General features: G+C 36.7%; 30 protein-coding genes. 6 read left to right on the top strand and 24 right to left on the bottom strand.

Annotated elements, in window-relative coordinates; translation table 11 throughout:
- Positions 1-617 precede the first annotated feature (617 nt).
- From DDF69_RS12475 to DDF69_RS12455, 5 genes are all read left to right on the top strand, one after another.
- Positions 618-1,337 (top strand): AAA family ATPase, encoded by a 720-nt coding sequence (locus DDF69_RS12475; protein WP_114821063.1) that lies wholly within the window; start codon positions 618-620, stop codon positions 1,335-1,337.
- The gene (locus tag DDF69_RS12470; protein ID WP_114821062.1) at positions 1,334-2,080 is read left to right on the top strand and encodes a YggS family pyridoxal phosphate-dependent enzyme; all 747 of its coding nucleotides are present in this window, start codon (positions 1,334-1,336) and stop codon (positions 2,078-2,080) included. The genes DDF69_RS12475 and DDF69_RS12470 overlap by 4 nt, the downstream gene beginning before the upstream one ends.
- 6 nt (positions 2,081-2,086) lie before the next feature.
- Positions 2,087-2,527 carry a hypothetical protein gene (locus tag DDF69_RS12465; RefSeq protein WP_114821061.1) on the top strand — a complete coding sequence of 147 codons (441 nt, stop codon included), beginning with the start codon at positions 2,087-2,089 and terminating at the stop codon, positions 2,525-2,527.
- 594 nt (positions 2,528-3,121) lie between these two features.
- Positions 3,122-3,733 carry an REP-associated tyrosine transposase gene (locus DDF69_RS12460; RefSeq protein WP_114821060.1) on the top strand — a complete coding sequence of 204 codons (612 nt, stop codon included), beginning with the start codon at positions 3,122-3,124 and terminating at the stop codon, positions 3,731-3,733.
- Positions 3,734-3,881: 148 nt separating this feature from the next.
- Positions 3,882-4,280, top strand: coding sequence for a helix-turn-helix domain-containing protein (locus tag DDF69_RS12455; protein WP_114821059.1), 399 nt, complete (start codon positions 3,882-3,884; stop codon positions 4,278-4,280).
- Positions 4,281-4,527: 247 nt separating this feature from the next.
- Here the strand turns inward: DDF69_RS12455 and gcvP are convergent, their stop codons facing one another.
- Complete coding sequence (gcvP, locus tag DDF69_RS12450; RefSeq protein ID WP_114821058.1) at positions 4,528-7,386, bottom strand: aminomethyl-transferring glycine dehydrogenase; 2,859 nt, start codon at positions 7,384-7,386, stop codon at positions 4,528-4,530.
- Positions 7,387-7,873: 487 nt separating this feature from the next.
- On the opposite strand from gcvP, the gene DDF69_RS22190 reads away from it, so the two are divergent.
- Positions 7,874-8,023 carry a hypothetical protein gene (locus DDF69_RS22190; protein ID WP_164723264.1) on the top strand — a complete coding sequence of 50 codons (150 nt, stop codon included), beginning with the start codon at positions 7,874-7,876 and terminating at the stop codon, positions 8,021-8,023.
- A 1-nt stretch (position 8,024) separates the two neighbouring features.
- Here DDF69_RS22190 and DDF69_RS12445 read toward each other — a convergent pair whose 3' ends face one another.
- The 23 genes from DDF69_RS12445 to DDF69_RS12335 all read right to left on the bottom strand — a co-directional run bounded on the left by DDF69_RS12445 (position 8,025) and on the right by DDF69_RS12335 (position 25,126).
- The gene (locus DDF69_RS12445) at positions 8,025-8,672 is read right to left on the bottom strand and encodes a J domain-containing protein (RefSeq protein WP_114821057.1); all 648 of its coding nucleotides are present in this window, start codon (positions 8,670-8,672) and stop codon (positions 8,025-8,027) included.
- Positions 8,673-9,062: 390 nt separating this feature from the next.
- Positions 9,063-9,392, bottom strand: coding sequence for a hypothetical protein (locus DDF69_RS12440; RefSeq protein ID WP_114821056.1), 330 nt, complete (start codon positions 9,390-9,392; stop codon positions 9,063-9,065).
- 2 nt (positions 9,393-9,394) lie between these two features.
- A complete protein-coding gene (locus DDF69_RS12435; RefSeq protein WP_162800920.1) occupies positions 9,395-9,595 on the bottom strand; it encodes a hypothetical protein in 201 nt (66 codons plus the stop codon).
- A gap of 253 nt (positions 9,596-9,848) precedes the next feature.
- Positions 9,849-10,106, bottom strand: coding sequence for a hypothetical protein (locus DDF69_RS12430; RefSeq protein WP_114821054.1), 258 nt, complete (start codon positions 10,104-10,106; stop codon positions 9,849-9,851).
- A gap of 90 nt (positions 10,107-10,196) precedes the next feature.
- Positions 10,197-10,529: a hypothetical protein gene (locus tag DDF69_RS12425; RefSeq protein WP_114821053.1), complete on the bottom strand. Its 333-nt coding sequence runs from the start codon at positions 10,527-10,529 to the stop codon at positions 10,197-10,199.
- An 11-nt stretch (positions 10,530-10,540) separates the two neighbouring features.
- Entirely contained in the window at positions 10,541-11,095 is a 555-nt protein-coding gene (locus tag DDF69_RS12420) for an RNA polymerase sigma factor (RefSeq protein WP_228406519.1), read from the bottom strand.
- A gap of 703 nt (positions 11,096-11,798) precedes the next feature.
- Complete coding sequence (locus DDF69_RS12415; protein ID WP_114821136.1) at positions 11,799-13,802, bottom strand: S9 family peptidase; 2,004 nt, start codon at positions 13,800-13,802, stop codon at positions 11,799-11,801.
- A gap of 172 nt (positions 13,803-13,974) precedes the next feature.
- On the bottom strand, positions 13,975-14,433 hold the full coding sequence (locus DDF69_RS12410) for a DoxX family protein (protein WP_114821052.1): 459 nt from the start codon (positions 14,431-14,433) through the stop codon (positions 13,975-13,977).
- Between the two features lie 116 nt (positions 14,434-14,549).
- Positions 14,550-15,008 (bottom strand): SRPBCC family protein, encoded by a 459-nt coding sequence (locus DDF69_RS12405; RefSeq protein ID WP_114821051.1) that lies wholly within the window; start codon positions 15,006-15,008, stop codon positions 14,550-14,552.
- A gap of 85 nt (positions 15,009-15,093) precedes the next feature.
- Entirely contained in the window at positions 15,094-15,522 is a 429-nt protein-coding gene (locus tag DDF69_RS12400; RefSeq protein WP_114821050.1) for an SRPBCC domain-containing protein, read from the bottom strand.
- A 117-nt stretch (positions 15,523-15,639) separates the two neighbouring features.
- Positions 15,640-16,473 (bottom strand): SDR family oxidoreductase, encoded by an 834-nt coding sequence (locus DDF69_RS12395; protein WP_114821049.1) that lies wholly within the window; start codon positions 16,471-16,473, stop codon positions 15,640-15,642.
- A gap of 46 nt (positions 16,474-16,519) precedes the next feature.
- The gene (locus DDF69_RS12390; RefSeq protein ID WP_114821048.1) at positions 16,520-17,386 is read right to left on the bottom strand and encodes a VOC family protein; all 867 of its coding nucleotides are present in this window, start codon (positions 17,384-17,386) and stop codon (positions 16,520-16,522) included.
- A 133-nt stretch (positions 17,387-17,519) separates the two neighbouring features.
- A complete protein-coding gene (locus DDF69_RS12385; RefSeq protein ID WP_228411983.1) occupies positions 17,520-17,759 on the bottom strand; it encodes a hypothetical protein in 240 nt (79 codons plus the stop codon).
- Between the two features lie 35 nt (positions 17,760-17,794).
- Positions 17,795-18,208: an SRPBCC family protein gene (locus DDF69_RS12380; protein ID WP_114821047.1), complete on the bottom strand. Its 414-nt coding sequence runs from the start codon at positions 18,206-18,208 to the stop codon at positions 17,795-17,797.
- Positions 18,209-18,286: 78 nt separating this feature from the next.
- On the bottom strand, positions 18,287-18,718 hold the full coding sequence (locus tag DDF69_RS12375; RefSeq protein ID WP_114821046.1) for a VOC family protein: 432 nt from the start codon (positions 18,716-18,718) through the stop codon (positions 18,287-18,289).
- A gap of 89 nt (positions 18,719-18,807) precedes the next feature.
- Positions 18,808-19,584 (bottom strand): alpha/beta fold hydrolase, encoded by a 777-nt coding sequence (locus DDF69_RS12370; RefSeq protein WP_114821045.1) that lies wholly within the window; start codon positions 19,582-19,584, stop codon positions 18,808-18,810.
- A 2-nt stretch (positions 19,585-19,586) separates the two neighbouring features.
- Complete coding sequence (locus DDF69_RS12365; RefSeq protein WP_114821044.1) at positions 19,587-20,111, bottom strand: DinB family protein; 525 nt, start codon at positions 20,109-20,111, stop codon at positions 19,587-19,589.
- A 283-nt stretch (positions 20,112-20,394) separates the two neighbouring features.
- Entirely contained in the window at positions 20,395-20,856 is a 462-nt protein-coding gene (locus DDF69_RS12360) for a hypothetical protein (RefSeq protein ID WP_114821043.1), read from the bottom strand.
- Between the two features lie 28 nt (positions 20,857-20,884).
- The gene (locus tag DDF69_RS12355) at positions 20,885-21,295 is read right to left on the bottom strand and encodes a VOC family protein (RefSeq protein WP_114821042.1); all 411 of its coding nucleotides are present in this window, start codon (positions 21,293-21,295) and stop codon (positions 20,885-20,887) included.
- Between the two features lie 97 nt (positions 21,296-21,392).
- A complete protein-coding gene (locus tag DDF69_RS12350; RefSeq protein WP_114821041.1) occupies positions 21,393-21,800 on the bottom strand; it encodes a VOC family protein in 408 nt (135 codons plus the stop codon).
- Positions 21,801-21,877: 77 nt separating this feature from the next.
- Complete coding sequence (locus DDF69_RS12345; protein ID WP_079242156.1) at positions 21,878-22,468, bottom strand: Crp/Fnr family transcriptional regulator; 591 nt, start codon at positions 22,466-22,468, stop codon at positions 21,878-21,880.
- 252 nt (positions 22,469-22,720) lie between these two features.
- The gene (locus tag DDF69_RS12340) at positions 22,721-23,932 is read right to left on the bottom strand and encodes a DUF763 domain-containing protein (protein WP_114821040.1); all 1,212 of its coding nucleotides are present in this window, start codon (positions 23,930-23,932) and stop codon (positions 22,721-22,723) included.
- 63 nt (positions 23,933-23,995) lie between these two features.
- Positions 23,996-25,126 carry an FAD-dependent oxidoreductase gene (locus tag DDF69_RS12335; RefSeq protein WP_114821039.1) on the bottom strand — a complete coding sequence of 377 codons (1,131 nt, stop codon included), beginning with the start codon at positions 25,124-25,126 and terminating at the stop codon, positions 23,996-23,998.

Here is a 25,126-nt window from a genome sequence, read left to right as displayed (position 1 = left end):
ACTGATAAACATCATGGTATTTTACTTTGGCACATGATTTGAAAGTAGTAATATTGCAATTGAAAGATTGATAAAAAAAAGTCAAATAATTAAAAATAATACAAAATGGTAACTTATATCGGTATCGCAACAGGTTTAGTCGTAATCACTTCATATTTCATGACAGTAAGAAGAGAAAGAAACTAATCTTAAAATAAAACAAGCCTATAGAATATCTATACTAATTATATTGTTTTATGTTTTTAGTCTGAGAAAATCGGATTGCTCTTTTACCATCGGGTAAAAGGGCCCAAAAACATAAGCAGAAAGATCTTAGTTTCATAACAAATTTTAATATCCAAATGAGAAAAGCCGGCCGCAAGTCTGGCTTTTCTTTTTTTTGTTGGAAGCGTTTTGTAAAAACATCATTATTTATTTCCCACAGATTTCGCAGATTTTCACAGATGTTAGGGAATATTTTTTGTTTTACAGATGTACACCCATAATTCATCACTCATAATTTATCATTTATAACTTATCATTCACTTTACGCTGGACCAGACATTTATTATGATTCAGAATTCTTTTTAACATTCAATAAAGCTTTATCTTTGTTTATTCAATAATCATTAATCATCATGAATCTGTACAACCTTATTATTCAAGATAAAGAACAGGTAAACCTTAACGAAGTATTTCTTAATGCCAACAACAGAGAGCAGCTTGTACAGCTTATTAAAGAGCATAATTACGTTAAAGAACTCCAGGAGTATGGCTTGCCGGTTAACCATAAAATTTTGCTTGAAGGAAGTTCCGGATGTGGAAAGACCATGACGGCAAAAGCAATTGCCAATGCCCTTGGAAAGAATATTATTATTTTAAATCTTAGTAATATTGTTTCATCCCGTATCGGAGAAACGTCACAGAATATTAAAATGATCTTTGATAAAGCCGCCAGAGAAAGATCGGTATTATTCCTTGATGAACTGGATCAGATCGGGAAAGCGAGAGGCAGCGATGACAAAGACGTGGGCGAAATGAGAAGATTGGTTAATACTTTGATTCAGCTGATTGATTATTACCCTGAAAATGCTTTATTAATCTGTGCCACCAATCATCCTGAGATTATTGATACTGCTCTTTTAAGACGTTTCCAATTAAAAATTAATTATGAAATGCCTTCTGCTGAGATTCTGGATACCTTCTACGATCAGTTATTAGCTCAGTTTCCGGAAAATATGCGCACTATTGAAAGAAAGTATTCTATTTCCTTTGCCGAAGCTAAAGATTACGCACTAACAGCCGTGAAAGCTGCTTTAATTAAAAAACTGGAAGCCAAAGAAGCCATCTCATCATGAAAGAAGATATCCTCCACAATCTCGCTTTGATCAATGATCGGATAAAAAAGGCTTGTGAGCAATGCGGAAGAAATAGTAATGAAGTCAAATTATTACTGGCTACGAAAACTGTTTCTGCAGAGCGCATCAAAGTCGTACTGGAACATGGGCAGACGTTAATTGCTGAAAATAAAGTCCAGGAACTGAAAGTGAAATATGAGGAGCTAAAGGATATTCCCCATGAAAATCATTTTATAGGCCATCTTCAGACCAATAAAATCAAAGATCTTCTGAAATATGATGTTACCTGTATCCAGTCTCTGGATCGATTGGAACTTGCCGAGAAACTTCATCAAAAGCTTTTAGCTGAAAACAGAACAATGGATGTTTTGATTCAGGTGAATACGTCCAATGAAGAAAGTAAATTTGGTGTGGATCCTAGTGAGGCCATTGAACTTACCCGAAAGGTCTCTCACTACTCTACTTTGAAAATAAAGGGTCTGATGACGATCGGTTTATTCAGTGCCGAAACCGAGAAAGTAAGAGCATGCTTTAAAATCCTGAAAAAACTTCAACAAGACATCATCACCGAAAATATTCGCAATGTAGAAATGAAAGAACTTTCTATGGGAATGAGCAGCGATCTGGAAACTGCCATTGAAGAAGGCGCAACCATTGTACGGGTGGGGACTGCTGTTTTTGGAGCGAGAATCTATCCGGACAGCTATTATTGGAATGAAGAAAAAACAGATAACGAAGCTTAAAACTATATGTTCCCATTTACCTATACTTTTGAGAGAGAAATAAAAAATAGCAAAACGTTTAAAAATGTCACTGATGCAGTATGTCATTCAATCACAGAAAGGGGCTTAACTTATATTGTTCCTGCTGACGGCACCGTCATAGGTGAAAACAAAATGTTTAAACTTGATTTTGCCAACAAATCTCCATTAGTTTTCTCGCCTGGCAAAGAATACTTCTACTACAATAAAAATACAAGAATTCTTACCTACCAAATAACAGCATTTTATTCTATACTATTTTCCCTGATCTATTCCGCTGTACTTTTCCTGATCCTGCATTTTATCCTACATCACCTGACTACTGAGATAATAATAGCATTTCTCCTTTTCATTGCCGGTATCATTATTCATTATTGTCATTATATTTTGGTAATAGATAACGTTTCCAAAAATTTAAACGAAAATTAAGCAGTAAAAACGATCTCTTTAGTAATACGGGCTTCGACAGGCTCAGCCTGACAACGCTTAAAAATTTCGGTTAGTATTCGGGTTGTCACCCTGAGCCTGTCGAAGGGCTATTATTAAGAAAACCTTTGTTACTCATTATCCCAGGTATTAACTAAAGGGACAAGTCAATAAACTCATTCCTTAGTCTACAAATCCGGTATACTTTTTGCTGTAAATATTTCGTAACCAAACAAATACATTTATGGATAAAAAATTACTATCGGTATGTCTGTTCATGACATTATTATTCTTTTTTTCATGTGAAAAAGAAAACACACAGATGAAAAGTGGAATTTCCATTGAAACTATTTCAATTATAACCTGCGTTACTATGGGCGTAGCTATTTTGCTGGCGTATAGCTTTAAACGAAGATAACAGCCGGAATTTAAATACTAAGGCACCTCTCAATTTTGGGAGGTGATTTTGTTTTTAATTAAGAAGATTTCAATACAAATCTCACGCTCCGCAAAGTCTCCTGACTTTGCGGCATTAAAAAAAATGCTGTAAAATATCTAATTTACAACTCCATTAATTATCTTTGATAAAAACCAAAGATGAAAGAAGGATATGTTATCAGAGATCAGGATAGACCTCATTTTTTAACCTGTACCATTATTGAATGGATAGATATTTTTACCCGAAAAATATATCGAGATACCATCGTAGAATGCTTCGAATTCTGTATAAAAAATAAAGGAATGATTCTTTATGGTTATGTCATTATGAGTAACCATTTACATTTTATTGTACAGTCAAGAGATGGAAAACTTTCAGATCTAATCAGAGATTTTAAAAAATTTACAGCGAAACAAATATTAGAAAAAATACAAACAGAACCGGAAAGCCGAAAAGATTGGATTCTGGAACGATTGGCTAAAGCTACTGAAACTCATTCCAGAAATAAAAATTTTCAGGTTTGGCAATATGGAAATCATTCTGAGGAAATTTTCAGCTTAAAGTTCCTATGGGATAAATTAAATTATATACATCTGAACCCGGTTCGTGCCGGAATTGTATCAAAAGCAAATCACTACATTTATTCTTCAGCAACTAATTATTCTAATGGTACAGGAATAATAAATTCAATTGAAATTGCAGAAAATCCAGTGATTAATGTAAATAGAAGTTCTGAATTTTGGAAATATAACCATTATGATGAGGAATAATGCACTCAAAGTCAGGAGACTTTGCGTAGCTTGAGGTTTTGTTTTAATTAAAAAGAATTTGGTACAATCTTCAGCGTCACATCTTAATATTCACCACATTTTTTTATCTTTACTGATCATAAACCTTCAAATAAGCTTAAAACCACAAATGGAACAAAAGATACATCAGGGAAGAAATGTAAAAAGATTCAGAGAAATGCTGGGCATCAAACAGGAAGCTTTAGCGCTGGATTTAGGTGATGACTGGAACCAGAAGAAAATTTCCTTATTGGAACAGAAAGAAACTATTGAGGATCCGCTTCTTCAAAAGATTTCTGAGGTTTTAAAAATTCCTGTGGAAGCATTTCAAAATTTTGATGAAGAACAGGCTATCAATATTATTGCAAGTAATTTCCATGATAACGCAACAGGTGTAATTGTCAATAATTATAATCCTATTGATAAAATCATCCAGCTTCATGAAGAAAAAATTGCACTTTATGAAAGAATGCTGAAAGAAAAAGATGATATGATGACCAGGCTTGAAGGACTGATTAAAAGCAAGTAAAAATCATTGAGATTGCTTCGCTACGCTCGCAATGACGATGGCCATACAAACTTCGCCATTTTCCGAAAAAACATATCGTTTAAGCTTCGCTGAGTGGAACGCCTTTGCGAACATTGAAACAATGAGTAGTCGAAAAATCCTTGCGTCATTTGTGTTAAAGAGATTGCTTCGCTACGCTCGCAATGACTATAAAAAACAAAAATCCCTTTCATTGCTGAAAGGGATTTGTTATGTATAAAAACTGAGATTACATATAAGCTTCAATAGGCTCACAAGTACATACTAAGTTTCTGTCTCCGTATGCTTCATCTACTCTTGATACAGAAGCGAAGAATTTGTGGTCTCTTACCCACTCTAATGGATAAGCTGCCTTTTCTCTGCTGTATGGTTTATCCCAGGAATCGGAGATTACCAGTTGTTCTGTGTGAGGAGCATTTTTCAATACGTTGTTGGCAGCATCTGCTTCACCGTTGGCAATTTCATCTATTTCTTTTTTGATAGAGATCAATGCTTCAGCAAAACGATCAATTTCAGACTTGCTTTCAGATTCTGTAGGCTCAATCATTAGTGTACCTGCAACCGGGAAAGAAACGGTAGGAGCATGGAAACCATAATCCATTAATCTCTTCGCCACATCAGCCACTTCAATTCCTAAAGATTTGAACTGACGGAAATCTACGATACATTCGTGCGCTACTCTTCCGTTTTCGTTTGAATATAAAATCGGGAAATGCTCTGCTAAAATTTCTTTCAGGTAGTTAGCATTCATGATGGCATGTCCTGTAGCCTTCTTAAGACCTTCTGTTCCTAACATTTTGATGTAAGAATAAGAAATGTTAAGGATCAATCCTGAACCGTAAGGTGCAGCAGAAATACCTTCGATAGCTTCTTTAGAACCAATTCTGATGTTCGCGTTAGAAGGAAGGAAAGGAACTAAGTGTTTAGCAACACAGATCGGACCTACTCCAGGACCTCCGCCTCCGTGAGGAATTGCGAAAGTTTTGTGAAGGTTAAGGTGGCAAACGTCAGCTCCGATGTTTCCAGGACTTGTAAATCCTACCTGAGCGTTCATGTTTGCACCATCCATATATACTTGTCCTCCGTGCTCGTGGATAAGGTTGGTAATTTCTTTAATGTTGGCATCAAAGAAACCGTAAGTAGAAGGGTAAGTGATCATTACAGCTGATAAGTTTGCTGAATGAAGTTCTGTTTTAGCTTTAAGATCTTCGAAGTCGATTTCTCCGTTTTCAAGGTTTTTCACCACTACGATTTTCATTCCTGCCATTGCAGCAGAAGCCGGGTTGGTTCCGTGTGCAGACTGAGGGATCAATACTACATTTCTGTGGTGGTCTCCTCTTGAAATGTGATATTCTCTGATCACCATTAATCCTGCATATTCTCCCTGAGCTCCTGAGTTTGGCTGAAGAGAAGTTCCTGCAAAACCTGTAATTTCTGCTAAATCTTTCTCCAGTTCACGGATCATTTCCTGATATCCTTCCGCCTGGTTCACAGGTACGAATGGATGAACTGCTCCCCAGTTTTCCCATGAAAGTGGTAACATTTGAGTCGCTGCGTTCAATTTCATGGTACAAGATCCTAAAGAAATCATTGAGTGAGTCAATGATAAGTCTTTTCTCTCAAGACGCTTGATGTAACGCATCAATTCTGTTTCCGTATGGTATTTGTTGAATACTGATTCTGTAAGAATTTCGTCTTTTCTTAAATTCTCTTCCGGAATGCTGTATCCTTCTTTAATTTCTAATTTGAAAGTCTGCTTGTCTTTAAACTGAGCGAAAGAAGCCATCAGGTAGTTTAATTTCTCTAATGTTGTACTTTCATTGATCGCAATGCTTACTACTCCTTCTGTGAAATAGTTTAAGTTTAATCTGTGATCAAGCATCAGTCTTACCAATCTTGCTTTCTCATCTTCAGCCATAGTGATTTTCACTGTATCGAAGATTGGCTCTTCTACTACCTGATATCCTAATGCCTTAAGACCGTTTTTCAAAGCATTTGCTTTAAAGTGAATCTGATCAGCAATATAGTTTAATCCTTTTGGTCCGTGGTAAACAGCATACATACCCGCCATTACTGCCAAAAGAACCTGAGCGGTACAGATGTTTGAAGTAGCTTTCTCTCTTTTGATGTGCTGCTCTCTTGTCTGTAATGCCATTCTTAAAGCACGTCTTCCGTACATATCCTGAGAAACCCCAATGATTCTTCCAGGAATATCTCTTTTATAATCTTCTCTACAAGCAAAAAAAGCTGCGTGAGGACCTCCGTATCCTAATGGAATACCGAATCTCTGTGTAGTTCCTACCGCACAGTCAGCACCCATTTCTGCAGGAGACTTTAGCTTAACCAAAGCCATCGGGTCACAAGCAACCGCTACCTGAAGGTCAAGTTTTTTATATTCTACGATATCTTCTGTATAGTCTAAAACGATTCCGTTTTTACCAGGATACTGTAATAAAATACCGTAATAAGAAGCATCCAACTGGTGAGTTTTATGATCTCCTACTACGATTTCAATTTCTAATCCTTCAGCTTTTGTTTTTAATACAGAAACTGTTTGAGGAAGTACGAGATCAGAAATGAAGAACTTATTAGCTCCTGCTTTTTTCTGGTCTTTAGATCTGTTGTTGAAAAACATGTGCATTGCTTCAGCAGCAGCAGTAGATTCATCCAATAAAGATGCGTTGGCTAATGCAAAACCAGTAAGATCACATACGACAGTCTGGAAATTAAGAAGAGCTTCAAGTCTTCCCTGTGCAATTTCTGCCTGGTATGGAGTATATGCCGTATACCAGCTCGGGTTTTCAAAAATATTTCGCTGGATTGCTGAAGGTAAAAGTGTATTGTGATATCCAAATCCGATATAACTTGTATAATCAGTATTTTTAGATGCCAATTCCTTTGAGTGGTTCAACATTTCGTATTCAGAAAGTGGTTCCGAGATCTCAAGATCTTTCTCTAAACGGATAGAAGAAGGGATGGTTTGAGAAATTAACTCTTCAATACTAGAAACGCCAAGTTTCTCCAACATCGCCTGTTTATCGGCTTCATTAAGGGAAATGTGACGGCTCACAAACTGTTCTGTATTCATTTTTATTTATTAGATTTTGTTTGTAAAAAGATGGGTAAAATTACAATTTTTTGGACGATTGTACAAGAGGGTATCCCATGCGATAATTCACAAAAATATTTGTGACTTTTCTCACAATTTATTTTTCACAGCCATCATATAAAGTTCATATTAGTTTCAACAATAATATTCATTATTCTATACATAATACACAATAAAAACATCAATTATCTCACAATTAAACACTCTCGATTTTATCAAAGTGAAATAAATTATTCAACAACATCTGTTCTATTGATTAAACTATTCTTGTAAAAAGTCTGCAAATTTTAATTTTATTCAAAAAACAAACTTTAACTGCATTGATGGTGAATGTAGGAAGTGATGAGAGCGCCAATCCAGCTCTTTTATTTCTTTATGTAAAGGACTTTTCCCGTTATACATCAGGTTTTAAGAATTTTATGAAATTTTATTAATTATATTTATTCTAAATTAATATATTTGCAGCATGAATATGATTGTCCCATTTAAAGTTCCGCCATTGGCTCCTTACTCATTCAATAACGAAGAGATGTTCTGTGAAAAGAAATCTTGTTGTAAAAAATTCAAAAAAGGGAAAAGATGTAAAAAATGCCCGGGAAGAAAGAAAATGGCATAAACTAGCTGAAATTTTTGATCAGCACATAAATAGCAATCGCTAAAATAATAACTCCCCAGATCAGCATCATAATTTTAGGCTGACCGGATTTGTTAATTCTTGTTCTGGGTTGTGGCTTAAACATTTCTTCCACCGAGTTTTTGAACTTTTCAGAATCGTTCTCAAAAACTTCTGTAATGGTAATTCCCTGAACAACCGTCTTGTGCAAAAGAGAATTCGTTGCATGAAGCAAAAGCTGGAATTTCCCGTCTTTAAATTCTGTGATCTTAAAGATCCTTTCTCCATACGGCTTTTCCAATCCGAAAGGCAATACCTTTACTACATCAGCATTGCTCGTCTGCCAGTTGATGATAATCTCCTCTCCTTTTTTCGCATGAATTTTATTCGCTGTAAAAGTTTTGATGGCTGGCGGAATATTATATCTGAAACTTTTCTGATGATTTTCCAGATTCTGATCATAAGTACGTCTGAGTGCACGATCACTCAAGGTTTCATAAGCCTCCTGAATCTCACGGAAACGGTCTGCAAAAAAATCGTCATTGTCATTTTTATCGGGATGATATTTTAAAGACAGTTTTCGATAGGCTTTTTTGACGTCTTCTTCCGAAGCATCCTGTGATATACCGAGAAAATAGTAGTAATCTTTCATTGAGCAATACAAAAATAAGGATTTATTTTTCTTTGTGTTGGATGTTTACAGTAATTTTTTGTTGAAAGTATGGATCAGAAAGTCATTGCGAGCCGAAGGTGAAGCAATCTCAATACGCTTATTCTCTGACGATTAGAAAACGCAAAAACGCTAAGTCTTTTTACAACAAGCTGTATATTTTTAAGATGCAAAGATTTTATCTCCGATAAAATTGTACTTCTCAACAAATACTGCGAATTGAATGAGTTCAACAGTCCTTTTGTCATTCCGGACATAGCAAAGAATCTCTACTTCATATTAACAGTATTTCCCGCAGATCTCGCAGATTACGCAGATCATTGAGTAGTAACTTCAATCATAAGAACTAAACGGTAATAGCCCAACCAGTATTTATTTACGGGAAATCCAATCCTTAGTGGGAGCAATCCAATCGTTGAGGGCTTTAAACAGAAAACCGTGATGTAAACCTGTATTAAGTTCAATTTCCTTAAAATCTTTAATATCAGATCTGATCAACCTTTGTTCCTTCGATAACGGCACATGTCCGTCATCCGATTTCTCCGTAATGGAAAGTATTCTTCCATACAATCTGAAGTTTTTATCCTTTTCCAAAGAATCATCTTTGAAGCTGGCTCCAATGAAGACAAACTTCAATTGCGGGTTCTTTTCGTAATAAGATATATATTGTGCAATATAACCTCCCTGAGAAGTTCCTACCACTGTTATTGTTCCAGCTGGAATCCCTTTTTCAGGAGACTATCAATCTGCTTCTTTACCTTCTCAGCATACACCGATGGATCTGTACCCGCTTTTCTTTTCTCAGAAATAACAACTGTATTTTGACCTCTGAGTTTGTTGAGTATTGTTTCATATTCTGCAACACCATATTTCGGATGTTTTTCCTCAAAAGAATGGTCTTCCAAAAATTTATTATGTAAAAAGATAATATATTGTTTTTGTTGTGACTTTTGGCCAAACAATATGATCGAAAAAAATGAAAGTATGACAATAAAAACATTTCTAAACCTCATCATAACCTGAAATAGCTTTTAATTAGAACGAAACAAATATAGTATTAAAAACCCTTTACTGGGACTATTTTATATAAAAATTCCGGCGCGGGAAGCTTTGCTTCCCGCGTCGGAATTAAACAATTTCAATTTAGTCCTGTATGGATTATGCTTCACACATATGATCCTTCTTGCAGCATCTTGAATGGAATTCTTTTTTGAATTTCCCTTTCAGTTCCTGATAGTCTTCCTCATTCATTTCTCTGATCTTATCTGCAAGTCCGAAAGGTGACTTTTCTTTAATTCCATACTCATCAAAAATACCTTTGATAAATCTTTTTCTTTGTATTGCTTTTTTAGCGATTAAGGCTACACCTACAACGGCTAATGCTCCCAGAGCTCCTTTTAATGCTGAATTTTTCATTTTTCAAAATTTTAAATTTTACTACTTCTTGTTTTTTATAGAGACGAATGAATTTTAATTTTACTTTACTACTTCTTTAAAAATTTCAAATTATTCGTTGTTTCTGTTGAAGAATCCACCGGAGCATTTGTTTCTCCAGACTTCTTTAAATTTCTCTCTTTCCTCAGGAGATAAACCTGCCATTTTCTCTCTCATCTTTCTTTCCTTGAAATCTCTCATTCCTTTACCGAAATGGAAACCTCCGAAAAGAATTTTGCTTAGGATCAATATTCCCATGGCCTGCCAGAAAGTAATGGTTTTAGCTCCTAAAATCTCCGGAAGAAGACAGTTCCAAAGCATCATGACAATCCATGTAACGGCAGCTAAAATTAATGGCGGGCATAGCAATAAAAAAATCCAACCCTTTTTGTGTTTATGATTCATAATTTCTTTTTCTAACTTTTTAAATCTTCGTATAACTTTCTCAATCTGTTTCTCAAGTGCTTCACAGCATAGTTTTTTCTACTGATGATGGTTTTGATGTTTTCTCCCTGCTCATCGGCGATCTCCTGGAGGGTTTTGTCGTTCAGTTCATTTTCTACGTAGACCAGCCTTTGTTTTTCGGGAAGTTCATCAAGTGCTTCAAACAGTTTTTTCCAGATCTCATCCTGAAACATCTTCACTTCAGGACCGGCACTTTCATCCATCAAAAGAATATCCTTGATAGAAAAACTGCCGTCTTCATCTTCATATACGAAATCTTCAAGATTTTCTGTTTTCTTTTTCCGGTAACGGTCTGTAATTTTATTTGCCGTCACCCTGTACAGCCAGCCTCCAACGTTTACGATCTCAGAGAGATTCGTAAGGCTACTGAACTGATACCACACTTCCTGCAGAATATCTTCCGCATCCTCCGTGTTTTTCACTTTCGGACGAATATAGGACATCAGCTTCCCTCCGTAGTTGGAAACGGTCTGTGAGATGATGCTTTCTTTCTCCTTCTGTGGCATTGTTATTTTTTCGACAACCTCCATATGGTTATGACGGCTGAACTTTTGGTTTTACTTTAATAAATTTAAAATATTTTTCTTAGAAATCAATTTTTCTTTTATCCATCGTGTTTTTATTTCATAAATTTTCAACAACTTAGGCATACATTATTTTTTCAGAAGCTTTTTCCCGCTATCCGCTCATACTCCTCACGCCCCACTATCCCAAGCTCTTTCCCTCCGGCTCTCCCACTCATGTTCCGGGGTAACCGCTGCTATCGGGGCTACGGGTATCAATGATGAATGATGAATGATGAATGATGAATGATGAATGATGAATGATAAAATAATGTTCTTTTTTTGTTGGAAAGCGCAAATGCTCAAGAATATTTCGGCTTCGTTCAATATATGATTTTCAGTAAGCGACCGATTACTATTTTTCTCGCAGATAATACAGATTACGCAGATTTTTTTCATAACCATCTACTTCATTTGCAAAATCAGCGAGAGAATTAAAATATACACTGACCAATTTTATCATAGATAAAATCCCTGCGCCTTAAAATGTACAGCTTGTTGTAAAAAACTTAGTGCCTTTGCGTTTTTCCAACCATCAAAGTATAAGCATATTGAGATTGCTTCGCTTTGCTCGCAATGACATTAACCATAAAAAAAGAAACGGAAGACCTAAGTCCTCCGTTTCAAACATTATTTAATTAATAGTTTATTTATTAAAATTTTCTGCAAAGAATCCCAGCATCGATTTATAAAGCTCAATTCTGTTCGGTTCTTTTCCAAATCCGTGTCCTTCATCATATTTTACCAGATAAGGAACTTCAAAACCTTTGGCACGCATCGCTTTTACAATCTGATCAGATTCATTGATGTTAACCCTTGGGTCGTTAGCTCCCTGTACCACAAATAATGGTTTCTTAATCTTATCAATCTGGAATACCGGGGAAACTTCTTTAGCAATTTTGGCTTCTTCAGGATTATCAAGATCATACCAGATCTGTTTTACCATTTCTTTGTAGGGCTTCCAGTATTCCGGGAAAGAATCAAAGAAGGTAAAGATGTTGGATACTCCTACATAGTCTACTCCACAAGCATATAAATCAGGAGTTTTGATCAGCCCCATCAGTGTTGCATATCCACCATGGCTTCCTCCGTAGATGGCAACTTTATCTTTATCTACCCAACCCTGCTCAATGGCGTATTTTACACCATCTTCCACATCATCCATTGCTTTTCTTCCAATCTGCTTGTAACCTGCTTTCTGGAATGATTTTCCATATCCACCGGAGATTCTGAAGTTCACCTGAAGCGTAGCATATCCACGGCTTGCAAACAGCTGTGTTTCCGGATTGAATCCCCAGCTGTCTCTGATTCCCTGAGGACCGCCGTGAGGATTGACAATCAAAGGGACTTTTTTACCTTCCAATGCTGCTTTAGGCAGGGTAATATATCCATGGATTGTCAGCCCGTCTCTGCTTTTGAATTCGATTGGTCTCATTTCAGCCATATCTTCTTCCTTCAGCTGAGGCATCAGGTTGTAAAGAAGTTTGGTTTGTTTGGTTTTGGTATCGTATTCATAATAAGTTCCGTAGAGCTTATCGCTTCCAACCACAATCAGAAGTTTATCATTATTATCATCAGAAGAAGCAATTCCAAATTCTTTGTCTCCAAACTGAGATTTTAATTGGTCATGTATTTCTTTATAAAATTTGCTTACCGGAACTGTTTCTCCTTTGGTTCCTTCATAACTGATATAGTCAAGCTCATAGTTTCTGTTTTTACCGGCAGTGCTTATTGAGCTTACATCATATACCGGATTGGAATAAATTTCTTTAATCACCGCATTCTTCTTCAGATCATACAGTACAATTCTCGCTTTATCACTATCCAGATTGGTTACTACATAGGCTTCGTCTTTATTTTTAGAATTTTCATTAAATTCTATAATACTGAAGGTATCAGACCAGTCTGCAGATTTGATAAGATTGAATTTTCCGGTCTGCAGATCTTTATAATAGGTTTTTGTGGTTAATCCGTTTTCAAGGACGCTATAACCTCTCAGATTTCCGTCTTTATCAAAAAGATAATCGTCAATAGGGCTGTTAACATCTTTATTTTCATACAGCTGGGTCATTTCCCCGGTAACGAAATTGATTTTAAAAGGTTCAAAGATCTGCTTGTTGTTTTTATTCATGGTAACCACAACGAAATCAGTATCTTTTATAGGTATAATTGCCTGTACTTTTACTCCGTCAAATGGTGTCAAATCTTTCTGATTTCCTCCATCAATGTCTGTCGCATACAAATGAATATTTTCATTTCCTCCTCTATCCTGAGTATAGAAAAGACGTTTTTTGTTCAGCCATCCATATGCTCTTACCAAATCATCTTTTTCTACAATAGCTCTGGTAATTTTTCCTGTACCAAGATCTTTTACATAGACATGATTTTTTTTCTCCTGGTCTTTTTCTTTATAAGAAAGATATTTTCCGTCAGGGGAGATTTTAAAGGTTGAGGCTTTTGGTCTTGCAAAATAATCTTCAACTTTGTATTTAAAGTTTCCTTTATCGTAAGAAATCAGCTTTTCAAGGTTAGCTTTGGAAGATGGTAAAGTAGGATCTCCCGGCAGTTTGGCAGTAGAACTCTGTGCGTTGGTCATAATGGTAGATAGTACAATAAGCGCTGTACCGAAAATGTTGTGATTTAGGTTCATAACTTCTGTTTTAAAGGTTAAAGTTATAGAAAGCACTCATTTTTAAACAATAAAAAACAAATGCATTTTATACAATAAGACACAATACACCTGCGAAATGTTACAATTTCAAATCATTTAATTAAAAAAAATCTCAATTACATAAAAAAGACAGCCCTTACAGACTGTCTTTTTAGTGTAAATAAATTCCGAAATACCAGGTCCAGACAATCAGAATCATCTGCATGGGAATCCTTTGGGTGTAAAGGTATTTCATTCCCGGCCCTGTGTAATCGGCTTTAAAAATATTAATCTTTTTCCTGGAAGAATTGATATTGGCTATAAAAACCACTATATAGAAAATGATCAGTAAAATCGCTGTCATTTCACGAATCGAAGGAATCATCAATCCAATTCCTGCTGCAATTTCCAGAACTCCCGTAAAATACACCCAAAACATTCTGGCAGGAATAAAATCAGGAATCATCATCGCCATTCCCTTTTGAAATTTAAAATGGGAGAAACCTGTAAATATGATGAAAACAGCCATCCCTAAATTCCCTGAAAATATAAAATCCGGCTTTCCCTGAAACAAAAAAGTTCCCAGCAAAGCCAGAATAAATGTTGCGAAAAGTATTACAAGTAATTTCATTTTTTAGATAGTAGATTTTAGGTGGCAGGTAGCAGGTAATAGTATTCAGGATAAAATAATAACTCTAAACTTCAAACTTTAAACCTTGAACCTTGAACTTTAAACGTTGAATTTCTTTACACTGAACCGAGGCTCACTCCTTCGGCAAGACTTTTCACAACCATCAGTCCTTTTGTAAAGCCTGTATTCATGTGATCCTGCCATTGTTTTTCTACCTGAACTTCGGCATGAAGTTTTGTTTTTCCTTCAAAGTCTATCAGAAAGTATTTCTCAAAACTCCCGTTCCATTCCATGACCTCTTTGCTCTGAGTGTCTTCATTTCCCTCTTTATCCACCATTCCCAGATGTTTAAATACAATCTGATTGGGCTCGTCCATACTGTCTATGGTTGAGACCATTCCTTCTCCCTGAGCATTCAGGAAATAGGTTTTCCCTCCTACTTTCCAGTCGGACTTCATAACAGATCCTGCACCGAAATACTTCGTCCATTCGCTGTACGTTGCAGGATTCCAAAGGATGTCCCATACTTTCTGCATCGGCGCATCAATTACTGTTTCGTATGATAAGGTTTCCATTTTTTATTTTTTTTAGGGTGGTCATTGCGGGCAAAGCGAAGCCATCTCAGAGCTCGCAGATTTTTTTTAATTCTAACTCAATTATTTACAGCTGATTTTCAGAAAGATGCTTGACGAGTGACATCGCTTTTGGAAATTTCTCTTCAAAAAATTCTTTAAATTCTGCCGGAGTCTGAACTTCTGTTTTCAGTAAAGTTCCTTCTTCGTTCTCCTCAAGAAAGTAAGCCTCCGTAGCTTCTCCCCAGTCCTGAGGGACTTCGATACCTTCATAGATTTCTCCAAGGTGCAAAAATTTTATTTCCTCATTGGGAATCACTTTTTCTACCCTGCTGTACATCCCGTTGTTTTTGGGATCAAGAAATTTAACAATATTATTTTCTTCAAGCGTTCCTTCATAAAAAGAACCTTCTGTAAATGCTGTTGTCCATTGCCTGTAGGTAATGTCTCCCCAAAGGACACTCCATACTTTTTCAGGTTCAGCATTGATCTCTATTTCGTATGATAATTTTTCCATATATTTTTTTTAAGGTATTAGGTGGTGGATAATAGGTTACAGGTGACTGTGTTGGTGAGTGAGTTTGAGAGTCAGAGAGTAAGAGTGTTATTTTGTGACAGCTTCTAGCTTCTCATTCTATCCTCCGACAAAATCACCTCCGTTTATGTGAATGATTTCTCCGGTGATATAACTTGAATCTTTTGAAGCGAGAAAAACATAGGCAGGTGCTACTTCTGATGGCTGTCCCGCCCTTTTCAGCGGAGTATCTTTTCCAAATGTGGAGAGATCATCAAAAGCTTCTTTCACCAGTGGAGTCCATATAGGCCCCGGAGCAATTCCATTCACCAGAATTTTTTTTTCTGCGAGATTATCCGCCAAAGAACGGATAAAAGACAAAACAGCTCCTTTTGTCGCCGCATAATCTATTAAGTGATCGCTTCCACGGTATGCTGTGACGGAGGTTGTACAGATAATCCGGCCACCTTTTGCTATCATCGGAAGAAAATTTCTGGTGAATGAAATCATGGAAATGATATTGGTGTCAAACGTTTCCTGAATCTGTTCATCAGAGATTTTTTCCAGATTATTTTTTGAGGTATGAATTCCAGCATTGTTAACCAGAATATCAAGGTTCTTCCACTCTGTTTTAATCTTGTCTGCACACTTGGTTCTGAATGCTTTCCGGGTAAGATCTCCTTTGATGAGAAGACACTTCTGCCCTTCTTTTTCCACCAGTTTTTTGGTTTCTTTAGCATCATCGTCACTTTCTTTATAAATAATGGCGACATCTGCTCCTTCTCTGGCAAAATGAACAGCTACAGCCTGTCCTATGCCGCTGTCTCCTCCGGAAATAACCGCTTTTTTACCCTGCAGTTTCCGGCTCCCCTGATAATCGTTCCGGATAATTTCCGGAAACAGCCCTTCTTTAGGGACTTTTGACTTAGATTTTGATTTGTTCTGCGTTTTCATAAGCAAATCTTTTCTCTAAAGTACATCAAACAATACGCCGAAAAGTTTAAGAGTTGTATGCATCTTCCAGATCCCGGATGATAATTTTCTGCATTTTCATCATCACCTGTACCACCTGATAAGCTTTCTCCTGATTAGAATCGTTCATTAACTGGATAAGTCTTTTAGGAACAATCTGCCAGCTCAATCCATATTTATCTTTCAGCCAGCCGCACATGCTTTCTCTGCCGCCATCAGCAGTGAGTGTATTCCAGTATTTGTCGGTTTGTCCCTGGTCGTCTGTCATTACCACCAATGATATTCCTTCATTGAAGTCAAACTGGTGGTCATAGGAATTATCCATACAGAATAAGCTGTAATTATCGATTGTAAAATGACCATGCTGAACATTTTCTGCCGGTTCCAGAATGTTATGTCCTTCGCTCCCTGCTCCGTAGGTCAATATATTTCCTATGCTTGAATTGGGAAAAGTTTTCGTGTAAAGTTCCATTGCTTCTTTGGCTTTGCCGTTGTTCGCATGGATAAACATCAAAGTAGGAATTATTTTCTGATCAGTTGCTTTTTCTCCCAGAAACAATTGCCATGTTACACCGTATTTATCCTGAACCCATCCGTATTTCGGACTCCATGAGTAAGATCCCAGTTCCATCAAAGCGATTCCTCCATCCAGTAACTGATCCCAGTATTTTTGAACTTCATCTTCTGTTTCACAGATGACCATGAAAGAGATAGAAGCATTTTTTTTGAATTGAGGGCCTCCATTCAGAAGCATGATTCTTTGTCCAAACAAATCAATATTCATTACAACAGGAGTATCTGCTGTGATTTCGCCTCCAAAAACTTTACAATAAAATTCTGCAGACTGCTTGGCGTCTCCATCATACCAGAGACATGGGAAAATATCGTTATTCATAATTTTAAATTTTAACAGGGGTACTATATTTTTATTCTCTGTACAACAGCAAAAAGTTTTATGTCTTTGCATTTAAACAACATACTTTCGTTTTTAACGCAATGACACTGCAAATTTTTCAGTCGTCTATGTATTATGTTTCTTTAAAGCAGACCTGATTTTCTTTCATGTAATTCTTCAGTTTCATCATTGCATTTTTACCGAAACCATGCAGCTGCATGATTTCTTTTTCGGAATAATCTGAAAGTTTTTCCAAAGAATTTATTTTTTCTTTTTCTAAGGCTCTTCTTGCGGGTATTGCAATAACTCCGTGAAGAAATTGCTCTGCAGAGTCATAATTAAAAGCATACATAGAGTTTAAACTCTTTGACATGATAACTAGATTGATCATGGCTACAAAAAATATTGTTAATGATTCTCAACATATTTGTGGAAGTTGTTGAGAATAGCATACCAGCCATCCCGCTGCATTTCCACAGAATTTTGTTTTTCCGGATCGAAAACTTCAATCACTTTCGTTGTATTTTCATCTATTTTATCGAAAACAACTTCTACTTTTCGTCCGTCCTCCATGTGATATTTAATGACCTCATGAGGAATAATCTCATCATATACGCCTTCAAAATCAAATCCGAAGCTTTTGTCTTTTGCTTCCATTCTGTTTTTGAATTTGCCTCCTACTACAAGGTTATTTTCAGAACTAGGACAATGCCAGGTTTCATGGGCGAAATTCCATTTCGTAATGTGTTTGGGTTCATTGAAATAATTCCAAACCTTTTCCACTGGTGCTAAAATTGTAATATCGATTTTAATTGGATCCATAGTTCTATATTTTTAAAAGTTAAATAAAGAGCTGCCCAAAAATGAGCATCTCTTTATTATCATTAGTTAAATATAAGATTATTTTGCATATTCTTCATTATAGTTCACCATCCAATGAACACCATACTTATCCTGGAAACATCCGAAATAGTCTCCCCAGAACTGATCTTCAATAGGCATTTCTACATTTCCGCCATCAGAAAGTTCCTTAAAAATTCTGTCTGCTTCACTTTTGGAGTCTGGGAAAATAGATACATAATTATTATTTCCTACGGTAAGAGTCTGCCCGAATGCCGGTACAATATCAGATGCCATTAAAAGGTCTCCTCCCACAGGTAAAGCAATGTGCATTACTCTGTTTTTTTCTTCTTCTGAAAGGTTTTCGGTACCGGGAGCATTACCCATTTTATGAATTCCACCAACGAATTCACCACCGAAAACAGTTTTGTAAAAATTGAACGCTTCTTCTGCTGTTCCATCAAAATTCAGGTATGGATTTAATTTAGCCATGATTTTAAATTTTAAAGTTATTATTATAAGATATAGTTTCTACTGTTGATCCATTAAGGATTAATTAATTTACTATGAATAAAAAATGCTTAATGGTTTAAAAATTTCACCACTTCCCTGACGGTAAAGTCTATGAGATTAGTATCCATACTTCCGTCAAAGTCCGGCATCATATAAGTGCCATGAGTGGCAGGAAGGATCATTAATCGTGAACCTTTCACCAAACGCCACATTGCTGCTGTATGTTCCGGCTTCATCACATCCTGATCTCCACTGATGAATAAGGTGGGAGATTTTATAGACGCCAGCACCTCATCATCCCAGTCTTGAAATGTCTGCATCCTTGTACAGTCTTTCTCAAAAAGGTTTTCAAGCTTTGAAAAATCAGGATTGAGGCTTAAAAAATTAATTTTAAAAGGTTCCGGCATTGATTCAAAAGTGGCCTCTTGCATTCCTTCAAAAAAACCATCTATCATTCCGCTTCTTTTGTAGAAAGCTGAAGCAACAACCAGTTTTTCAACAATTTCCGGATGACGATGCCCAATCTGCATTACGGTACTTCCTCCGTTGCTGAATCCCCAGAATGAAGCTTTTCTGATAGTAAGTTCTGCTAAAAGTCCTGCAACATCGTCTGCATCCTGTTCAAAGGTTTCAGGAATATCGCGGTGCTCACTTCTGCCATGATTTTGCAAATCTATTCCTATCAACTGAAATTTACCTTCCAGTCTTGCAATGACTTCTTTAAAATCATAGAGCATGGAAGAACCACCACCATGGATCAATACCACAGGCTTTCCTGATCCGTAGATCTCGTAATACAACTGGATTCCGTTGACTTTTTTATAGCCTTTTTCTACTGGATTCATTATTAGTACTTAAGATTTTCGTCCACATCGTATTTCATTCCCGGATAGTCTAAAATTCTGCGCATCAAACCTATCTGTCCGCTTAAATAGTCTTCACGGCCGATGCACATTCCGACAAAATTGAGTTTTGTTTCTTTAATGAAAGGGATGTTCATTCCTATTTCAAATATTTCATCCAGCTCTTCATCCGTTACTTCATGAAGTTTTTCATATACTTTAGCAGAAATTGAGTGAAAATTTTCTTTCAATTCGGCCAGCGTTGGATATTTAAAACTTTCATCCAGAGCTTTTCCCTGGAAAAATAAATCATTGTACGGATCTTCTCCCTGAAGTCCAAGTACTGAACCTAATCCGTAGCGCATGTTGACAAAATTTCCTGCCATCCATACGATATGATTGGTTTTATTTTCAATTCTTTTCAAGGCGTCTTCTTCCGAAATGCCGGCCAAAACGTTCATAAAACTTTGGGAATGCATTCTGTAAGCAGGAATGACGAGCTCCATTTTTTTTGATTTTGGTGTGTTCATTTTTAATTAGAGATTAGAAGTTAGAAATTAGAGGTTTGAATTTTGGAGAAACGCTAAGGCGCTAAGGGTTTTACATACCATACGTTTTTAAGGCGCGAGGATTTTATCTTCGATAAAATTGTACTATTCTAAAGTATGGAAAACTTAAATTTTTCATTTGTTATTGCGAGCAAAGCAAGGAATCTAAATTTAAGATGCTCTCGCAGATTTTGCAGATGATTGCAGGTATTTTTTTGCTTCATCTGTTTTTCTCATTTCTGACAAGGTTAGAAATCTAAAATTATTATTTTATTGCACCTGGTTTTCCTAAAATTCTGCGGAGATAGCCCAGCTGTCCGCTGTGATAGATTTCATGAAGGCTTAGGGTTGATATATCTTTAACCATTTCAGCCTGAAAGCTTTCAAGAGTGCTGAGCTTTGCTTCCAGCTTATCCTGAGATTGTTTCAGATAGGATTTTAAATCTTCAAAATTGACCAATTCATCTTTTCGATCTAAAGGCATTTCTCCTCTGTTATAGAAGGAAAATTGTTCGCTGTCCCAGACAGATTCTTCTCCTAAAATATTCAGTAAAGGATTTCTGATGTAGATTAAATGTCCCAGAATCCAGTTCATACAATTGGCTTCACCATTAGGAAAAATCATAGATTCTTCGTGGGTAATACCGTTAATATTCATCGTAATCACATAATAGTTACTGGTTACCTGATTTTTTATGATTTCTATATCGTTTGACTGCGTTTCCATTGGAGATATAATTTGGGGTATTATTAAATTATTCGGCAGGGATCTGAGAGACATCTCCATGCATTACTTCCCACTGATGGCCATTGATATCTGCAAAACTGCTTTGATACATCCATCCGTAATCTACAGGTTCACTGTATTTTGAACCTCCGTTTTCAATCGCTGTTTTTACCATTCCATCTACTTCTTCCCTGCTGTTGACTCCGATAGCAAGAAGTACCTGTGTGGTATCTCCTTTCGCAAAAGGTCTGTTGGTAAAAGTTTGGAAAAACTCTTCTTTAAGAAACATAGTGTAGATATGATTTTCTTTCATGACTACGCATATTGCTTTCTCATCTGAAAACTGTTCATTAATAGAAAAGCCAAGCTTCGTCCAGAATTCTCTGGTTTTTTGAACGTCTTTTACGCGTAAATTGACGTAAATATCGGTAATATTCATTTTGTAAATTTTAGTGGTGATTGTTATCCAAAATTACCAGGATAGGATAAGAATGTGCTTGCCATAGGACAAGATTTATTTTTTATTTGGATTTAAATTATTCGGTCGGCATTTGAGACATATCGGCAAAAGTGATATTCCAGCCGTGCCCATCCGGATCCCAGAAAGAATTCTGGTACATCCATCCATAATCCTGAGGTTCTTCATGCTGCCATGCCCCGTTTTCTACAGCAGTATTCACTATTGTATCTACTTCTTCACGACTGTTTAATCCCACCGCCACAAGAACCTGACTGGTATTTTCTTTGGCAACAGGTTTATTGGTGAAGGTCATAAAATAATCTTCCTGCAAAAACATCACATAGATGGTATCATTCAAAACAACGCAGGTTGCTTTATCATCAGAGAATTGTTCATTGATAGAAAAACCTACCTTAGTCCAGAATTCTTTTGTTTTCTGTACATCTTTTACCGGGAGATTCACATAAATTTGGTTGACTTTCATTTTTCGTAATTTTAGTGTTAAACTGTAATCCAAAATTACCGAGGTGCAATGAAAATCTACTTGTCATAGGGCAAGATTTAAATTTTCTTAGGATGGGAGACGATTTCCTTACGGATACGGCTCAGTGAAGTGTCTGTAACTCCCAGATAGGAAGCAATTTGTTTTAAGGGGGCAAATTGTATGACTTTAGATTTCTGTTCCAGCAGATTAAGATATCTTCTGGTGGCAGAAAGGGTAAACATCTCTACAGACCTTTGTTTGTAGGCAAAAAGCTCCTGAGACATCCATGATCTACCCCATTCCCTGAGGTTTGGGATTTTATGGAACAGCTCCTGGAAGGTATCATAATCTAATCTCCAACATTCGCAGTCGGTAATACAAACAATATTTTCCTGAGATGGAACTCTCTGAAACATCGACAAAACCTCGATAATTACTTCATTTTCTACAAAAAAATGAGTGGTTACTTCATTTCCGTTGAAATCATTCACATAGGAACGCGCCAATCCGCTTTCAAGAATATAATATTCATTGGCTGTTTTTCCTTCTTCAAGAATGAAATCACCTTTCTGGAAAGACGTTTTTTCATGAGCCTGGAATATTTCAGCAAGCTCTTCAGGGAAAAAGAAGGGGAAATCATAGCAGGTTTCTAAAGCTTTATTGGTCATTTGGTGTCAATTTTTTAAGTCTTTAAAAGTAAAATTTTTAATTGAATTAAAGCAAGAAACATTAAACAAAGAATGTAACACCTTTATAAAAAGCCATGTATTACACTCTAATCAATACTATTTTAAAATCTATAATATTAAACAGTTATTTAAACCACCCCGTCAAAAATTCTTTGAATTTTTGCCACCCCTCCGGAGGATGGGAATGGTAAAACATTTATTTGACGGTAATAGAATTATAAGACTTTTGCTTTAAAATAAAGAAAGCTGGATTGCTTTTGGAGGGTTAGGTTTCTGGGCATCTCCAAATACGGTTTTTCCACCAAAACGCCAGGAATTATGTCTTTCTTCTTCAATGACCTGCTGAATATCAAAATCCGGTGTAAAGTCTTTTTCTGCTTCAGTGACAATCTGGTGAAGCTTGTTTAAGGAATTCAGCTTATCAGAGTTTCCCAGCCTGGATTTTTCAATTCCTTTTCTGAGAATGCTGATACTTTCGTCATACGTATTGATCGGAACTGGAAAAGGATGTCCGTCCTTACCTCCATGAGCAAAAGAAAACCTTGCAGGATCTTCAAATCTTGACGGTGCTCCGTGAATCACTTCACTGACCAGAGCCAATGACTGCATGGTTCTTGGTCCTACACCTTCCAGCATCAGTAAGTCTTCAAAATTCTGGGGCTGTTGTTCTCTGGTAACGTATAAAAGTGCTCCCAATCGTTTCAAATCAACATCAGAAGCCTGAACATCATGGTGGGCAGGAAGAATAAGTCTTGCAAAATCTTTCATCACCTCAGCCGAATCGGTATGGGAAATATCCAGAATTCCTTTTCTGTTTTCTGAAGCTTCGGTATCCGTAAGGTTAAGAATTCTTCCTCTTGAAATCCCATTGATTCCTGTGTGGGGCTTTTCTACAAACGAAGTGATATTTTCCGAGTGCCAGTGGTAACGTCTTGCTGTTCCATCGGATTCATGCATTCCCTGCTGAATAACGCTCCAGTTTCCATTGTCTGAAAGGATGAAATTGTGCAGATACAGCTGATATCCATCCTGAATGGCTGTGTTATCTACTTTTGCAGAAAGTTTGCTGGCTCTTACCAGCTCGGTCCCGTTCAGTCCGGTTTTATCTGCAATCTGGATCAGTTCTGATGGAGTTTCGCGGGAGAATTTCCCTTTTCCGCCACAGATATAAAGTCCGAGAGATTGCGAATTAGGATTAATAGAACGTTTTAAAGCGCCCATAACGGAAGTGGTAATTCCTGAAGAATGCCAGTCCATTCCCATCACCGCTCCAAAACTTTGAAACCAGAATGGATCTGCTAATCGGCGCAGCACTTCATCTTTACCGTAATCCATGAGAATGACTTCAATAATAGACAGCCCAAGAACAGACATACGCTCATACAGCCATGGCGGTACTTTGCCATAGTGAAGGGGTAAATCTGCTGTTCCTGAACGTTTCATTCTTTTTTTAAAATGTAAAGGTAAGTTTTATTCCCCTTACCTTTTAATGATCCGGATCATTAATTATTGGATAAAGCTTGTAAAAGAGAATTTGATATCCCGCATTTCCAGTTCGTTTTTGCTGGATTCAAGCTGTGCTTCTCGGGCATAAAGAAACATCTCTTTTTCGTAAGCGTTAATGGCTTCAGAAATGGTTAGGTATTTTCCTTCTGTCAGATTTTCTGATAAAATTAATGCATCCACTAATCCCGTATTCACGCCCTGTCCTGCAAAAGGTGGCATCAGATGGGCAGCATCACCAATCAATGTAACAGGTAACAAACGGTTATTTTTCCAGGGTTTTTCTAATGGAATCCTTCTCGTTGGCAACCCTACAAAAAAGGAAGTTGCGTTAAATAGCTGTTGATAAAGCTCACTCCATGCAGAGAACCTCTCGGAAAGGAACTGACGAACCTGTTCTGTATCTTTAAAGTTTAAGGTACAGCCATCTTCCCATTCTTCAGGTTTTTTGAATATAACTCCGTAAGTCAAAGCACCATTATTATAAGGATTAGCGACCAATAAATTGCCTTCAAAAGCTGCCATTGGTCTTTTCCCATCACACCAGTTGAAAAATTCGGGACAAGTTTTTTCAGGATGTGGAACATCTCCCTGAATGATAAACGTCCCGGTTTCTTCTACTTCGGCATCTGTTACATATTTTCTTACTTTAGACATTCCACCATTGGCACCGATAACAAGATCAGCTGTCACATCAGGTTTGTCTTTAAAATGAAGCAGCCATTGTCCATCATTTTCTTCCATTCCGGTAAAATTCATATCCCAGATTATGGTATCGTCGGCCAGACTGCCAAGCAGCATTGCTCTCAAATGATTTCTGTTAATTTCAGGATTGTCATATTGATTTTCGGGGGTGATTTCTTTTGTAAACAGGATATTTCCCTGTTCATCGGCAATTTTGATTCCCATAGGTAAAGCTGTCGCGTAATATTGTTCAAGCAGCCCGGCTTTTTTCATGGCTTTCTGCCCTGATTCTTTATGCAGATCTAAGGTACCGCCCCAGACTCTTGTCTGTGCATTAAGATCTCTTTCATAAACATTCACTTCAACACCTTTTTGCTGTAACAGAACAGCCATTGTTAAACCAACGGGTCCGGCGCCAATAATAGCCACTTTTTTATGATTCAGTACCAT

This window comes from Chryseobacterium sp. KLBC 52 (genome assembly GCF_003347605.1).
Classification (GTDB): Bacteria; Bacteroidota; Bacteroidia; order Flavobacteriales; family Weeksellaceae; genus Chryseobacterium.
The sequence above is the reverse complement of the archived record's forward strand: the minus strand, read 5'-3'. Positions and strand labels throughout refer to the sequence as shown.